Raw genomic sequence first — 15,686 nt, forward strand, 5'->3', positions numbered from 1 at the left:
ATACTTGACTCAGAAGCAATGGAAATCTAGAACAGCATCTGTAATTATCGCTTTGGCTGCATTAGGAGCTACAAACTTACCTCAGTTAGCGAATACAAAAGCGATCGCTCAAACTCCATCAGTGGAACCTCTATGTACTGAAACAGACATTAAACAGTATATTCAGCAATTAAATGAATTTGATGCTACTAATGTTAATTTTAATGCCTTAGTTGCTTGCAACTCAAAAGCAGTTCCCGCTCTTATCAAAGCCCTAGAAAATCAGGATGAAAAATTTCGGATTATTACAATTACTGCTCTCGGTGAAATTGGTACGAAAGCAGCACCATCTGTACCTATATTAACCAAATTATTAGAAGATGCAAGTATAGATGTTCAGATCATTGCTCTCCATGCTCTGAGGCAAATTGGTCAAGACCCAATTCCTACTCTTATTCAAGCTCTTAAAAGTAAAAATTTGACCGTTCGTTACAAGGCTGCTCAAACTCTAGGAAAATTTGGCATAGCAGCCAAAGATAGTGTTCCAGATTTGGAAACTGCTCTCAAAGATACAAGTCCCATAGTAAGTTATGCGGCTTCTAATGCTCTAAGAAAGATTAACACAGCTATAAGAGAAATCAATATAGCTATAAAAAATTACGAACAAGATCCATATAGATATAATGGCTCATGCCACAATTGTGATAATCCTAACGATATATCACAAACACTAAAAAGGCATAACAGGACTAACTCCCTTGTAATGTGCCGAATACCAGTAATACAGACTGTATTCAAATGGAAATGCCCTAGAGTGCAACGGGTAAACAATAATGGTAGATGAATTTCACCGTGCTAGTTTACAGGGTGCAGACTTCCGGGGAAAAAACCTCGCAGCAGCGAACTTTAGCCACGCGGATATCCGAGGTGCAGACTTCCGTGATGCTATTTTAATTGGTGCTAACTTCCGCAATACCAAAGCAGGTTTACCAATTTTGTGGGCGATTGGCTTAGTTGCATTGTCACTAATTTTATCATTATTTGCAGGATTAATCTCAGCTTATGCTGGTGCTTTTATCGCTGATTTATTAAGTAATAATATTTATGAAAATTTATTTTTTGGGATTATCTCTTTAATTACCTTAGCAATATTTTTGATTATTATTTTCTGGCAAGGATTAGGAGCAATACTAACAATACTAGCTGAAGTAGTAGCTGCTTGCTTAATCGCAGCACTGGCTTTTCTGCCAGAGAATGAAGTGGGAAGAAATTTAGTAATTGGCGCAGTATTTACTACCCTAGCTTTAACTGGTGTGCTTGCCGGAATTGGCAATATGGCTGTAGCAGTAGCTGTAGCAAGAGTAATGACTTTACCAAAAGCTAGAACTTTAGCAGGAGTAATGGCTTTTATTGGTGCTGTACTTGGCGTTTTACTAGGAGTTAGGTCACAGGAGTCAGCTTACCTTACAGCGGGGTTGATTGGTTTAGCTGCGATCGCATCTGGTATTTATATTGGTTGGCAAGCCATAGCTGGAGAAAAAAAATATTCTCTAATTCGAGTGCTGGCAATTGGTATGGTTGCTCAAAAAGGAACCAATTTTCGTGGTGCAGATTTAACAGATGCTGACTTTACCCAAGCTACCCTCAAAAGTGTGGACTTGAGAAAAGCTACCCTTACCCGTACCTGTTGGTTTGGTGTACAAAAACTAGAACAAGCTCGTGTTGAAGGCACATATTTGGAACATCCAAAGGTGCAACAGTTGCTAATCACTAAAGATGGCCGAGAGCAAAAGTTTGATCGCCTTGATTTGCGAGAACTCAACCTTAAAGATGCTAATCTACAAGATGCTAGCTTAATACGTACTGATCTCAGCGCAGCCACTTTACAGAATGCTAATTTATTAGGGGCAAAACTTGCCCAAGCACAGCTATATGATACTAACTTAACGCAAGCTTGTTTAACTGGAGCCTATATTGAAAATTGGGGTATTTCCACTGACACTCAACTAGATGGGGTCAAGTGCGAGTACATTTATATGCAACTACCGACTAAGGACGACCCAGATCCTTGTCGTAAACCTGATAATCGACAGGAAACCTTTAATGAAGGAGACTTTGCTGATTTTATTGCCCCGATTCTTAAAACTCTAGACCTGTACCAAACTCAAAATGTTGATTTGCGCGACATAGGCAAGAAGTTCAAAACTCTTGACCTATTTCACTATGAAGGGATTGATCCAAGTGCTGCCGCTATTGCCATTACACAGTTAGCAGAGAATCACCCAGAAGCTGAGTTAGAAATAGTAGCGCTGGAAGGTAGAGGTCAAGAAAAAGTTCGACTCCAAGCTAAAGTTGCTGGTAATGCAAATCGCTCTGAATTATACAAAGAATATTTTCAAAAATATAGTGAAATTCAATCTTTGCCTTATAGTGATTTACAAGCACTTTTGTTAGGAGTCCAAGAAAAAGATGAAAGAATTAGGAGTTTAGAAAAACTCCTAGAGAGTGCCATTCATCAGCCCAAGTTTTATGTCGAGACTTATCAAAATCAAGGAGAATTTATCATGTCAGAAAGTAAAGGTAATGTTAATATTAGCGGAGTTCAAGGAAGTGTTAGTGGTGTTGCAGTAGCAGGTGAAAACCAAACTATGACAGGAGTTGCAATTGGAGCAATTAGCGGCTCAGTCACCAATACTATTAGTCAATTACCCGACTCTTCTGAATCAGGCAAAGTTGGCATCAAAGAGTTGTTAACTGAACTACAAGCAGCTATTGAAGCCGAATCAGATTTACCTGACGAAGATAAAGTAGAAGCTTTAGAGCAAGTAAAAACTTTAGCTGATGCAGGGCAAAAGCCTGAAGATGGTGCGCTTCAAAAGGCTGCAAAAACAGCCATGAAGATTTTAAAAGGTACTGTTTCTAGCTTACCTGAAGCAGCAAAACTTGCAGAGGCATGTACTAAAATATTGCCGATAATTAGCAAAGTTTTGCTTTTAGTATAAACCTGTTTCAATAAGTTTTTGGCTGGAGGTTGTTTTTAACTAAGAATAAATCGAAATGCGTATTCAAATAGCTGTAGTTGCGATCGCAGTCATCTTAATAGCTGGAGAAAATCTAGAGGCCGTTGCAGACTCGCAATCTTCTACTGAAGATAGCACTAGTAGTATTGTGACAACCAAACCTACATTACAGATAGAAGGAGGATATGCAAAATATGGTGACTATATCGGATTAACTCCAGTAGATAACCAGTCTACTGAGTTTTCTCAGAGAATTGTCAAAGATATCCAGATTCGTTTTGTTAATAACAAAGATCAATTGATCGATGACAAAGGTCAGCCCATCAAAGGACGCACTCAAAAAGAGTTTATCATTGGTCTGCTGAAACTCAAACCTGGTGAGGTATTCCGTCAAGATTTACTAGAAGCAGACTTGCAACGATTGCGGAGATTAGAGTCATTTAATGAAGTCAATGTTTATCGACAAGAAGATGCCAACAGCGTTAATCTCATCTATGAAATTAAAGAGCGTAACTTCCCTTCTCTAATATTAGGAGGCGGTAGTAACGAAGATGTTGGATTATTTGGTCGGGTGGGTTATAAAGATGAAAATATCAGCGGTCTTAACGATAAATTAGATACAACTGTGCAAATCAGCGGTAAAGATGTCCAATTTAATGGTCAGTTTACTAGTCGTTATCGTCCTCAAGAACCAAACCGCTTAGGCTACAGCATCAGAGCTTTTCGTAATCGTAATATATCAGGAACCTTCAACGAAGATATCAAATTGTCTAACGGTGACAAAGTACGCGAGGGAAGGTTTGGCGGTTCTGTAGGAGTTTTACGATCTTTTGATGAGTGGGATGCAGCTATAAGTTTGAACTATACCAGAATTAGCCTACGCGATCGCGACTATAAAGTTGTACAGGTCGATAGTTTAGGGAATCCTTTATCTGTCAGCGGTACTGGTATTGATGACTTATTTACAGTATTATTTTCTGTATCCAAAGATCAACGCGATCGCCGAGAAAATCCGACTCAAGGATCGATTCTGACTCTCAGCACAGAACAAGCAATTCCGATTGGATTGGGTAATATTTCTAGCAACCGCCTACAGGGAGATTATATTCAGTATTTACCAGTCAGTTGGATCGGTAATGGTAGACCAACTGACAATCCAGAAATGTTGGCGATTAATTTCCAAATTGGTACGACTATTGGAAACTTTCCACCAGCTGATGCTTTTAATATTGGTGGACTAGATTCTGTCAGAGGTTACGGTTATGGAAAAGTTGCCAGTGGTCGGAGTTATGGTTTAGCTTCTGTGGAATATCGTTTCCCAATTTCTTACTCAATCGGAGGAGTTCTTTTTACTGACTTCGCCTCAGATTTCGGGTCTAGCGAAACCGTGCTAGGAGAACCAGGAGTGCTACGAGATAAACCCGGAAGTGGCTTTGGTTACGGCTTAGGATTGCGCGTCAAGTCATCCTTTGGGCTGATTCGAGGTGATTTAGGAATTAGCGATCGAGGAGAACTTAGATTTGAAGTGACTACAGGTCAGCGATTTTAACGGGTGGCAAAAAAGCTCTAGAAAACTACTTGAGGATTCCTTAATAACACACTCAGGGCTATTTGAGTGTGTCTAGTCCAAAAGGACATAATTTAAGACATTAGAGATTACTTGCACATTTCTAACGTGCGGCGATCGCTCGCTGCGATCGAATTTAACCGATAAAAGTCTTGCAGAGCCAGAGAGTAAGCATAAGAATTGGACTCATCCTCACCAACCTTGGGCAGTCTATTGCTTGTAGCTACCTGATTCGATTGTTCAGAACTGGCTTCATTTGACGAACTATTAACCGTCATCGCCAACTCTCCTGATGGGTTGATTGTACCCTGAAAACAATTCAACTCTGATTGGGGCATATACAACGCACCCCTTACCTTGTCCTGCTGCTTTTGAAATATGATATAACCTTGACCAAGCTGATTTGGTTTTGGGGATTGACCATAGAGGTAAATCCCATCTTTGACAGGAAAACTTGCTTTTGGTAAAACTCCTGCGCTTTTTGTAGTTCCCCCATCGCCTGGAACCAGCGCTGTGATTGTAGGTACTGTGTTTCCACCTCCAGAAGCCGCATTAAGTTGACTTCTTTGATCTCGAACTTTTCTTAGCTGCGACAAAAGAGAGTTTTCGGAGGTTTTGTGAATCCGAGCCGATGATAATCGAGAATCTGTAAATGATATTACTTGAGTCTGCTTGGCTATAAAGCCCAAACCGAGAAGTAAGCCTAAGCCCGCGAGGGGAATTCCCCACTTTCGGGGAGATAATAACTGATGAAGGTTGTTAAGCACCCTACTTCTCCTGTTAAAAAACTAACTAAGTTCTCTAGAACTTGCTTAAATGATAACTAAGTCTTAATTGTCAAAGACTTTATTTACGACTTATATTACTATTGTCCAAAAAAGAAAACTGTCAAAAACAAAAGTTTTTATTGGATTTCGTTCTACAATCTTAGATTACCATCAGTTAGAGTCTTTATAACAGAAGGTAGGAGGCAGGAGGCAGGGGGCAGGTGGTCACTGAGCGTAGTCGAAGTGAGGCAGAAGGCAGGAGTAACCCACCTTTAAAAGCATGAGATTAAAGTAAGAAGAATTGTATCTCGCTACACTCTACTCAATACAATTCTTGTTTGAAAACTGGGTTTTATACCCAGAATTAAAGTTTTCATATCATGTACGGCTGATAGTTCTCATTCCCAAATCTACGCAGAAAGCCCAAAACCCATCCCTGGTTGTTGAGCGTAGTCGAAACACTGCTTCCTGCCTCCTGCCTCCTGCCTCCTGCCTCCTGCCTCCTGCCCCCTGCCCCTTCAAGAAACTTGTATATCTTGTAGCTTTGCCACCATTTCTGCACGCGCCGAAACCTTCAATTTCCGAAACATCCTTTTCAAAGCTTGTTTGACGGAATTTTGCGTAATCCAAAGTTTTTCTCCAATTTCGGCATTCGTTAACCCCTGCGCCACCAAATCGGCAATTTCTAACTCACGCGCTGTTAAAGGACTAACTAACAGGGAATTGGATATTTTGGGTTTTGTCCGTAGGGTTGCCATTTTTGATGACAAATGAATGCATAAAGCGCTCAAGTCAGCTAAATCGTTGCCATTAAAGGCAGGATTTCCCTTGTCACGTGCCAAGTTAAGGGTTCCGACAAGACGACCATCGCAAACAATTGGCCCAGTCATCACGTGTTCGTGGTCAGAACGCGAACAAAAATGCTTCCAGTCTCCTGGCGATAATAATAACTGTTCGTGGGCGGGAGCATGACGCTCAACCACGTAGCGCCCCACTGGATTGCTCTCTAAGCATACTGCCGGAATGCCTGGAACATTAATCTCAGTGGTTGGCTGCTCATCAAGGAGATAAATACCCCAATTTTGCACGCCAAAATGCTCGCTAATTTTATCCGTGAGAGCGAGTCTTAACTCTTGCTCATTCTGGACATTAGCGATCGCATGAAATACAGCGTGTAGAGAATTAGCCATAAGTGTACCCAGTTGGGGACTATCCAAGCCTCAACAATTACTTCTATGCTAATACCAAGGAAACTAAAACGCTAATTACAGTAGCGACTAGGAGAAGCACATGACAGTTACACAACTCTCTGCTCAGGAACTTTTCCGGGCTGCTTATGAAAACCGCTATACTTGGGACAAGAATTTTCCCGGTTATACCGCAAATATTACCTTTAAGCATGATGATAAAGTGTTTACAGGCAAAGTTATCATCACTGCCAATCTCAAAGCCGAAGTTTTGGATGTAGATGATGAGTCAGCCCAGAAAGCAATTCATGGTCAAGCCTGGGAGATAGCAATTCACCGCGTCCGCCGCAGCTTTGAAGACACCCACAGCGCCAATACGTTTAGTTATGGTAAAACTGACGAAACTGGTGCGGTTGAGCTTTTAATGGGTGGTAAGGCTGAGGGTGATAAATACAAAGTCCGCAATAATGAAGTATGTCATGTTCACCGTCTAATCCACGGTACTTACGTGACCATCGACACCTTCAGCAGTCACGACACTGGGGAAGGCTATTTGTCCCACAGCTATGACTCTGTGTACCATGACCCCAAAACTGGGGAACAAAAAGGCGGTAGAAGCGAATTTATTGATGAGTATGAAAAAGTTGGTGACTATTTCATCCTAAATCGTCGGGAGATTCGCACCGAAACAGCAGGACAATTTTCTACTCAGGAATTTATCTTCTCTGACATTAAATTGTTGGAACCTGTTGCTGCTTAAGCTGGATTCTGTAATCCTAAAATTAGCGATCGCTCTTGAGTTAAAGGGAGCGATCGCTTTTATTTTTTGGGCATTCCATGCGTAGCTGTAGCCCATCGTAGACATCGCTCAATCACGTTAAGATACTTAATTAGGTGTTCCTAATAAGCGTGGTAATCTACTTATGAGTCAACTTGAAAACATTCAAGCTGAGTATGAAAAGTTTCCTGAAGCATTGGAGAGTGTAATTATTAGCACTGTGAGCGCACAGGCAATACCCAATGCTAGTTATGCTCCTTTCGTAATCGATGATTCCAAGAATATCTACATTTACGTCAGTGGTCTTTCGATTCATACCAAAAATCTCTATGCCAATCCTCATGTTAGTGTCTTGTTTATTGAGGATGAAGCTAAAAGTAATCTAATTTTTGCCCGTCGTCGTTTGAGTTTTGATTGTACGGCAACTTTGATAGAGCGTGAAACTGATAAGTGGAATCAAATTGTTGAGCAATTTCAAAGACGGTTTGGTGAAATTATCGAGGTTTTACGCGGCTTGTCTGACTTTCGCATTTTCCGGCTAACTCCAAGTGAAGGTCGTTTTGTAGTTGGGTTTGGGGGAGCATATCATATTAGTGGTGATAACCTTCATAAACTTGTTCAAATCACAGGAGATGCCGAGAAAAAGCAAGGGTAAATTATGAATTATGAATTGCAAGAATTCAGCACCCAGGAGTCAGGAGTCAGAATTTATCAGGAATCTAGAAAGCCTGTTTTACTTCTGAATTCTGACTCCTGAATTCTGAATTCTGAATTCTGCTGTATAACTATTCAGACTGATGTATTTTGAATCCTGAATTAGTTTGACTGTATGTAAATTCAAATAAACTAAACTTTTTAATTTTATGCTTCAGTTTCAACCTCCTGGCTTTGGACATAAAGTTATCCATACATCCTTGGGAGCAATGGTTTACTATACCCAAACGAATGCACCTTGGACGATTGCTGACACTGAAGATTTACCCCCACTACTATTTCTCCATAATTTTGGTGGGGGAGCGTCTGCTTATGAATGGTCTAAAGTTTATCCGGCTTTTGCTTCTAATTACCGCATTTTAGCCCCCGATTTAATCGGTTGGGGAGAATCGGCCCATCCAGTGCGGGATTATAAAATTAGGGATTATCTCAGCACGATCGCAGAGTTTATCATCCAAACTTGTCGCCAGCCGGTGACAGTGGTAGCCTCATCTCTCACAGCCGCTTTTGCTATTCGCCTAGCTATTGTTCAACCCAATTTATTCAAAGCATTGTTTTTGGTTTCCCCTTCTGGATTTGATGATTTTGGGCAGGGTGCTGGACGCAGACTTCCGCTTTCGGTAATCAATGCGCCTCTGTTGGACAATTTTATTTATATGCTTGGTGCTGAAAATGAAATTGCAGTCCGAAATTTTTTACAAAGTTTTCTCTTTGCTAAGTCACAACGAGTATCTCAAGAGATGGTGGAAGCTTATTTAACCTCGGCACAACAACCTAATGCCAAGTTTGCTGCTTTAGCATTTTTGCGGGGCGATCTTTACTTTGACTTGAGTTTATATATTCAACAACTGACAGTTCCCACTGTCATTTTTTGGGGAGAAAAAGCACAATTTACCAACATCAAATTAGGACAACGTTTGGCAAATCTAAATCCAACAGCAATTCAAGATTTTTATGCGATCGCAGATGCCGGAATATTACCTCATTTGGAAATACCAGAAGTTTTCATTGGTCTATTGCAGCGGTATCTTGGGGAAGTGGGGAGTGGGGGAACAGAGGGGCAGGGGAGGCAGGGGAGGCAGGGGAGAATAACTAATGACAAATGACCAATGACAAATGACAAATGACAAATGACTATTTAGAAAGTAACTGTGCGTTTAATGCTTTAGTGATGCGATCGCCAGAAGCTTCTAAGTGAGCTAAGGTGTAAATATCAAGGCTTTCACCAAGTTGTTTAAGCCTAACATCAATGGCTTTTTGCAGTTGGCGCAATTTATACCAAGCCAATGTCCGACCATCTTCAGGTGTATTAGTAGTACCCAACATCATCTGTAACAAAATATTCAGATGTTCCCGTTGCAATGAACGGCGGATGCTCGAAATTGGCTTTGGTTCTCCTGGGGCGAAAACTTCTGTCCAGATGCCTGTTTGCAGGGTGTCGAACAGTTCTGGCATGGAAAGCGCTTCTCCAGGCAGAGTTTTTAATTCTATATCTTGTAACCGATTTAGGCGATCGCTGGCTAATAGCGATCGCAATATCGTACTTTGAAAACTCGAAATGCGATCGTGAATTGGATAATCAAGGCGGTTATTAGGTACAGAATTGCCCCAGTGTTCCCAACGCGATGGTGCCAGTTGATTGAGCAATTGTGGTGAAAAGCTGAAAGCATTATCTGCAAACACATACTCTTGCAACTTTGTCAATGCTTGGCGTTGTTTTAAAAGTGAAACTGGTACAAATGCCCAAGCAGTATTATTACTGGTATGGAGACGCCGAAACGATTGTCCACCAATGTATTTAGAAAGCAAAGTGGCGTTCCGAAAATAATATTTAAGTACTTTATTAAACTTTAGGCGCAGGTTACTATAGCTTTCTCCTTTCGATAGATAACCCTTATCAAGACGCTGCCACATAAAACGAGCATTATCCATTTGCCACTGCGAATAAAGTAACACATCACTACTCATATCCCAGACATTTGCCAAAGGATTGATGTCCCAGATATCTTCATCGCTTGCGTAAGATAATTCTGGTTGAGGTGACTCTAGGGCAATCTGGTCTAAAAAACTTTTTTCTGATTCTGGAATAGTTACCTCAAGTGTTGTTGATGGACATTTTTTATAACCATACTCAATTGCCCATTCGTCATAAGGCCCAATAACTCCTGGAAAATAGTCACCTTGCTGTACTCCCTGTGGTGCTATGTTCACAGGTACATAGTCCATCACCGAACCCACTAAACCTTTGGTGTGAGTGATTTCAGTATTATTTAATTCTTCTGGCGCTAACATGGTGCTGCCATAAAAGTTGTGGCGCAAACCCAGAGTGTGTCCGACTTCGTGAGCGATGAGAGAACGCAAATATTGATGCACATACTGCTTAATCGTTTCACTACTAGGTGTAGTCTCTGGCAACATTGACAACGCCAGCGCCCCCATAGCTGCTTGATTTGAAGATTCCATATCATAGCAGGACTCTGAGGAGAAAAAGTGAGCAGAGGAAGATGACGCAAATTTATCCAGGAATTTCCCCGCGTCTTCACGTCCTTTCGTATTTTCTTGACATGAATTTGCCTCCATCAGTGCGTGATATTCTTGCTGAACTAAACGCACCATATTGGCATCCACAATGATATCTGCATCCAATATTTCCCCGGTGAATGGGTTGACGCGCATCGGCCCTTTGGCAAAACCTGCATCTAAAGAATTGAACCAGCGAATAGTGTTGTAATGTACATCTGCTGGTTTCCAATTAGCATCATCTGGCATTTGCTGCACTTCAATGGCATTTTGAAATCCGGCTTTTTCAAATGCTTTGTTCCACATCAAAACGCCTTCACGAATCGCATCGCGGTATTCTAGTGGTACAGCATTTTCAATCCAATACACAATTGGTTTTTTGGGTGGAGATAAGGGGGCGTTAGGATCGGATGGTTCTAGATGCCAGCGATTAATGTAACGTACAAATGATTCGTGAGCATTATTGTTAGAGAAATCTTGGAAAGTAGTAGTAAAATATCCAACTCTATCATCGGCAAGTCTGGGAATATAACCATTGTTTTCTCTCAGTTTAGAAAAGCTATAGTGTACCTTCAGAGTGAGTGCCCTACTATCGGGTACAGCGATTAAATTTGAGCCTTCTAGTGATGAAAAACCGTAAATAGAATCAATCTCTATATTTTCTGGGAAACTATTAACATCACCAAAATATGACTTGCGTGCATCTAAGCGGTAATCAGCCTGTAAAGAGTATTTTAATAGAGGAGTTAATCCAGGAAAATCCTGCATTAGTAGTCCATTCAGGTCGATCAGAATATTTTTATTCTTTGGTTCGATAGTGGCTATTTCGAGTGAATAAAGAACTGAATCGCTAAATGAGCGAGCAAGCGATCGCTGTTCTGGTATACTTTCTGTACGGAATTTTACATTCCGCACAACAAAAAGCAATCTATTATTTACTCGTCGAAAGTAAAAGATAAAATCAGAGAGAGGTAATCCACTATAAATCCCACTTTCCCCAACCCCTGATTCTAACGTCACTATAGCTAGGTAATCTTTATTTAGCTGCTCTGGCTTAAGTTCTAAGAAAACTTTTCCCGAATCCTCGCTGCAATAAAGTGTGAAGAGTCCCTCTAGTTTATCTACCCGATTAACAATTCCATTAAATCGGCAAAAATCTTCTTTTTTAATCTCAGCAATATTCTTGTCAACACTTCCTACATTTTCAACTACTGGCAGTGCATTTAATTGCTGCACATCAATATTAGAAGTATTTGAAAGTTGGTTTGCTGCTGCATAATCATTTGATAGCAACAAGCTATACAGTAATACTATACAGACTGCTAATTTCGTTATCCAGTATTTCATCCTTTGGCTTTCCACCTGAAGCAGTTCTCGTGTTAAGGAAAAATGTCGAGTAGTTTTTCGTCTGTAAACCCTTCAAATATCTAAAGATTACGATATAAATCTACTCAGTCAGATAAACAATGCCTCTAGTACAGCGCAGCAAAATCCAGCTACCATCTCAATTAACTAGACAAATTGTTCAAGCAACTTACTAAAGGTAGGCAAACTTCCGCCACAGTGTACTAGCCTAAAAGTCATGTGACTGTTGATTGTTATTAGTAACTATTTAGGAATTATCCATTAAGCATCTATCTTTTAAAGTTGATAATTTCTACAACCAAAGATATATGTTTTTTTTACTTCTATCTGTATTAAAAACCAAATGTAGCATTAAAAATGTATTTAGTGCTACATTTGGCAGCCGAAGGAATCTCAAGCATGATTTATAAATAAAGAGTAAGACTTATAAGAAAGCTGTTATTGGGCATTTAAATGCTTTTTTAGGATGAATTTTGGAAATTTATGCTAATCTCGACCGTTTTTTCACATTTTCAATTGTTCTCAATGGTCTTCAAAGTGTTATTCCCACACAAAATCAGCTTTTTTGCCTAATTATCGACCTTTTGCTCTAGCCAAGCACAAACCAATTTTGAGTGCTTTGCTCTTATTTTGTGTAGAAGCAAAAGCGAGTACACCAATTTATACCGCTTAGGTGATGTCAAAATCAAGCAATATATGAAAAAAATCGTAGTTTACTAAATATTGCAGTTAAGACATATCTAGTGAAATCAAATATGCGTTATCCAGAACCCTTGTAGAGACCTAGCATTGCTACATCTTTACATTCTTTTTCACTTCTATAAATGGTTTGATTTAGTTGATTTGCTTGCGGATGATTGGTATAGTCTCATCCCAGATTTTTCATAACTGAGATATGCCTTTTGTTAGAAGGATAATTATTTTTTTATAGTTAGTCTTTATTTGTACTCCAAAAAACAAGCTCATTGGCATGATAAATTTGATTTCTAGGACTATTAGTCACATCAGTTCCCTGCTTAAAGGACTTCAAATAAAAAGTTTTTTGGCTGTTGTCATAGTTGGTTTTTTAGTGCTGACGACGAATGTTGCTCCTGGGCAAAATAACACAGGCTTAAAGGAAAGAGTTCGCGAACAGATACAGCAAGATGATTCTCAAAGACCGAGAACAATCGGGGAGTGGAATAAAGAAGCTCGTGAAACGGAAGGTTCTCCTGGTGAACGACTTAAAAAGATTGGAGAAGAGTCAGCAGAAGCCTTTAAACAATTTGGATCTGGATATGTAGAAGGTGCTCAAAAAACTGCTGGTGATGTAGGGGACAGTGCAGCACGTACTGGCAAAAAGATCCTTAACTAGTTCGACGCTGAAGTGTTACAATTTTGACTTGGCAATAAGTAATTAGGTTTTTAATAGGGGTGGTACAGCTAGCTGTACCACCCTTACTGCGTGCTATAATTTTGTGTCTGTTTGATCGCTATTAAAATCGAAAGAAGCCCAAAGACCCAACTTTGGTAAGAAATTAAGTGAAGCCAGTGCGGTATTTTCCCTACAGCCCTACGGGCATCCTACTACAGCCGCCAGCATCACAGCCCTTCGCATACATTGCTTACTCCTTGTTGGATGGGTCTGCACTGCAAAATTCATGTTAATACCAGATAAAAAATATTTTTCAGTAATACTGAGTAAATTGGTAGAAATAAAGTCAACTATTAAGGCTTGTCATTTGTTATTTACAAGTAGTTAAAGATACTTGATGCAGAAGCATCAGCGTCTTTCTGGAGGGGAGAAAAAATGACAATCAATATAGTTGTGTTTGTTTATACCCATTTATCTAACTATCCTAAATAATATATGTATATTTTTTTACAAGTTTTATAGGATTTTGAGAACGGGTAAGTAACTGTTGAATAACTGTTTTAAAACGTGAAACAATGAGGAAATAGCTAAGACAGTAAATAAAGAAAGCAGATTGATAATTAGTGATATGAAGCAATCTAAGAGCACGCGAAGACGGGGACTTGTTCTAACGATCGCTGGGCTGAAGCGTTTACAAGGGGCGATTCTGGCTATAGAAAAGTTAGAAAACAATGGACATCGCTTCACTCTAGAAGATTTAGGCGATCGCATGAAGGTATCTACCAAAACTCTAAACCGATTATGGTCGTTGAATACAGGCGTGGATCAAAAAACCTTGAAATTGTGCTTTAGCGCCTTTAACCTAGAATTATGCAGGGAAGACTATGGAATCCTGAGTGAGCCTAATCATACTGAAGGCTCTCAAGCTGTCTCAGTGAGTTTAGACACAGGAGAAAGAAAATTCTTTCCGTCTTTATCCTTAGATTATCTGGCAACTCAACACCATAACCAACTCGAAAATCTTTGGTCATACCCAGATGGCCCCGTACCTGTAGATTCTCCCTTCTATGTCGATCGTCCCCCCATCGAGGAACTAGTTTATCGAGAAGTAATTCAACCAGGCTGTGTAATTCGGATTCGAGCACCAAGAGAAATGGGAAAAAGTTCTCTTGTGCTGCGGCTGTTAGCCTTTGCTAAAATGCAAAGTTATCGCTCGGTGAACGTGAATTGCAACCAAATCGATTCAAGCTGTCTGACAAACTTAAATAAACTGTTGCGTTCTCTTTGTTGGCAAATTGCAACAGAATTAGATATTGACCCTAAGCTAGATGACAACTGGGATGAGGAAATAGGTTGTAAGTTGAGTTGCAGTTTATATTTGCAATCTTATTTGCTCAAGCAATGCAAAAGTCCAGTAGTTTTAGTGTTAAATGAGGTTGACCGCTTTGTTGAATATCCAGAAATTGCTCCAGAGTTCTTTGGTTTGTTACGCTCTTGGTATGAAGAAGCACGACAAGATCAAAACTTGCAGAAACTAAGGTTAGTGGTAGTTTACTCCACAGAAGTATATGTATCACTGGATATCAACCGTTCTCCATTTAATATTGGACTACCGATCCGTTTGCCAGAATTTACTGAATACCAAGTAAAATACTTAGCCCTACGACATGGTTTAGATTGGACTTCTAATAACGAAGTCGATCAACTGATGTCTCTGGTGGGGGGACATCCAGCACTGATTCGGATTGCTCTATATTATCTATGCTGTCAAGGACTGACTTTAGAAGAACTGATACAAGATGCGATCGCTAACGGCGGTATCTATCGCTATCATCTCTGGCGACACTGGGCAATCTTACAAGAAAATCCTAGTTTAGTAAAGGCGTATGTTGACGTTGTAGCGGCAAAGCAAAGTATTTCTCTCAATCCCATTGACGCTCATAAGCTCGAAAGCTTGGGTTTGATCGCTTATGAAAGCGATCGCATCCTACCGCGTTGTGAACTCTACCGTACTTACTTTAGAAAACAACTGGGTGTTGCTGAATTTGAATATGAATCATTGCAAAAACGTGCTTGAGAAAAAACTATCACAGACTCTTTTTCTGACGCTCACAGTAACGATTCCCTTTAATCCCCTATTTGGCTATTCTCTAGGGATTATAAACAAGGTTTCCAACGAAAAATAATTAATTATTTGACCAATAAAGCTGATAATCATCGATATAAAATTTTCCATTATTGGAAGACATTGTGAAAAATCCTATATGCAAAGCCTTGTAATGAGATTTAATCCACAGTTGGTTGCTTCTGTCAATGCCTAAGTCCTACATTTAGTCCTTTCAAAGATTAACAAGTAGTGCTTTTTTGTCCACTATTATAATTAAGCTAACATCTATCCAGGGAAATACTTTTTAACAATCATTCAATTTAGCAAT

Annotated in this window: 11 protein-coding genes; 8 read left to right on the forward strand and 3 right to left on the reverse strand. The window is 39.9% G+C overall.

Annotated elements, in window-relative coordinates:
* The first annotated feature begins 4 nt into the window (after positions 1–4).
* The 3 genes from V7K61_RS13585 to V7K61_RS13595 are packed head-to-tail and all read left to right on the forward strand — an operon-like array spanning position 5 to position 4,548.
* Entirely contained in the window at positions 5–823 is an 819-nt protein-coding gene (locus V7K61_RS13585; protein ID WP_335053793.1) for a HEAT repeat domain-containing protein, read from the forward strand.
* The gene (locus V7K61_RS13590) at positions 813–2,981 is read left to right on the forward strand and encodes a pentapeptide repeat-containing protein (RefSeq protein WP_335053794.1); all 2,169 of its coding nucleotides are present in this window, start codon (positions 813–815) and stop codon (positions 2,979–2,981) included. Before V7K61_RS13585 ends, V7K61_RS13590 begins: the two co-directional genes overlap by 11 nt.
* A 55-nt stretch (positions 2,982–3,036) precedes the next feature.
* Positions 3,037–4,548: a BamA/TamA family outer membrane protein gene (locus V7K61_RS13595; RefSeq protein ID WP_335053795.1), complete on the forward strand. Its 1,512-nt coding sequence runs from the start codon at positions 3,037–3,039 to the stop codon at positions 4,546–4,548.
* Positions 4,549–4,655: 107 nt separating this feature from the next.
* Here V7K61_RS13595 and V7K61_RS13600 read toward each other — a convergent pair whose 3' ends face one another.
* Complete coding sequence (locus V7K61_RS13600) at positions 4,656–5,333, reverse strand: hypothetical protein (protein ID WP_335053796.1); 678 nt, start codon at positions 5,331–5,333, stop codon at positions 4,656–4,658.
* Positions 5,334–5,851: 518 nt separating this feature from the next.
* On the reverse strand, positions 5,852–6,523 hold the full coding sequence (locus V7K61_RS13605) for a LuxR C-terminal-related transcriptional regulator (protein ID WP_292817059.1): 672 nt from the start codon (positions 6,521–6,523) through the stop codon (positions 5,852–5,854).
* A gap of 100 nt (positions 6,524–6,623) precedes the next feature.
* On the opposite strand from V7K61_RS13605, the gene V7K61_RS13610 reads away from it, so the two are divergent.
* From V7K61_RS13610 to V7K61_RS13620, 3 genes are all read left to right on the forward strand, one after another.
* Positions 6,624–7,280 carry a DUF3386 domain-containing protein gene (locus V7K61_RS13610; RefSeq protein ID WP_335053797.1) on the forward strand — a complete coding sequence of 219 codons (657 nt, stop codon included), beginning with the start codon at positions 6,624–6,626 and terminating at the stop codon, positions 7,278–7,280.
* Between the two features lie 163 nt (positions 7,281–7,443).
* Positions 7,444–7,953: a HugZ family pyridoxamine 5'-phosphate oxidase gene (locus V7K61_RS13615; RefSeq protein WP_335053798.1), complete on the forward strand. Its 510-nt coding sequence runs from the start codon at positions 7,444–7,446 to the stop codon at positions 7,951–7,953.
* A gap of 208 nt (positions 7,954–8,161) precedes the next feature.
* Positions 8,162–9,118 (forward strand): alpha/beta fold hydrolase, encoded by a 957-nt coding sequence (locus V7K61_RS13620; protein WP_335053799.1) that lies wholly within the window; start codon positions 8,162–8,164, stop codon positions 9,116–9,118.
* Between the two features lie 28 nt (positions 9,119–9,146).
* Here the strand turns inward: V7K61_RS13620 and V7K61_RS13625 are convergent, their stop codons facing one another.
* Positions 9,147–11,879: a zinc-dependent metalloprotease gene (locus V7K61_RS13625; RefSeq protein ID WP_335053800.1), complete on the reverse strand. Its 2,733-nt coding sequence runs from the start codon at positions 11,877–11,879 to the stop codon at positions 9,147–9,149.
* 988 nt (positions 11,880–12,867) lie between these two features.
* Here V7K61_RS13625 and V7K61_RS13630 point away from each other — a divergent pair.
* Both V7K61_RS13630 and V7K61_RS13635 read left to right on the forward strand, forming a co-directional pair.
* The gene (locus V7K61_RS13630) at positions 12,868–13,251 is read left to right on the forward strand and encodes a hypothetical protein (RefSeq protein WP_335053801.1); all 384 of its coding nucleotides are present in this window, start codon (positions 12,868–12,870) and stop codon (positions 13,249–13,251) included.
* A gap of 628 nt (positions 13,252–13,879) precedes the next feature.
* A complete protein-coding gene (locus tag V7K61_RS13635) occupies positions 13,880–15,328 on the forward strand; it encodes an AAA-like domain-containing protein (protein WP_335053802.1) in 1,449 nt (482 codons plus the stop codon).
* Positions 15,329–15,686 lie beyond the last annotated feature (358 nt).

Origin of the sequence: Nostoc sp. (genome assembly GCF_036918015.1) — a bacterium.
Taxonomy (GTDB): Bacteria; Cyanobacteriota; Cyanobacteriia; order Cyanobacteriales; family Nostocaceae; genus Nostoc.

Bases quoted from the DNA above. Each gene is read 5' to 3' on its own strand.
- V7K61_RS13610 (WP_335053797.1), top strand. From the start codon at position 6,624: ATGACAGTTACACAACTCTCTGCTCAGGAACTTTTCCGGGCTGCTTAT.
- V7K61_RS13620 (WP_335053799.1), top strand. From the start codon at position 8,162: ATGCTTCAGTTTCAACCTCCTGGCTTTGGACATAAAGTTATCCATACA.
- V7K61_RS13635 (WP_335053802.1), top strand. From the start codon at position 13,880: ATGAAGCAATCTAAGAGCACGCGAAGACGGGGACTTGTTCTAACGATC.
- V7K61_RS13595 (WP_335053795.1), top strand. From the start codon at position 3,037: ATGCGTATTCAAATAGCTGTAGTTGCGATCGCAGTCATCTTAATAGCT.
- V7K61_RS13605 (WP_292817059.1), bottom strand. From the start codon at position 6,523: ATGGCTAATTCTCTACACGCTGTATTTCATGCGATCGCTAATGTCCAG.
- V7K61_RS13630 (WP_335053801.1), top strand. From the start codon at position 12,868: ATGATAAATTTGATTTCTAGGACTATTAGTCACATCAGTTCCCTGCTT.
- V7K61_RS13590 (WP_335053794.1), top strand. From the start codon at position 813: ATGGTAGATGAATTTCACCGTGCTAGTTTACAGGGTGCAGACTTCCGG.
- V7K61_RS13615 (WP_335053798.1), top strand. From the start codon at position 7,444: ATGAGTCAACTTGAAAACATTCAAGCTGAGTATGAAAAGTTTCCTGAA.
- V7K61_RS13625 (WP_335053800.1), bottom strand. From the start codon at position 11,879: ATGAAATACTGGATAACGAAATTAGCAGTCTGTATAGTATTACTGTAT.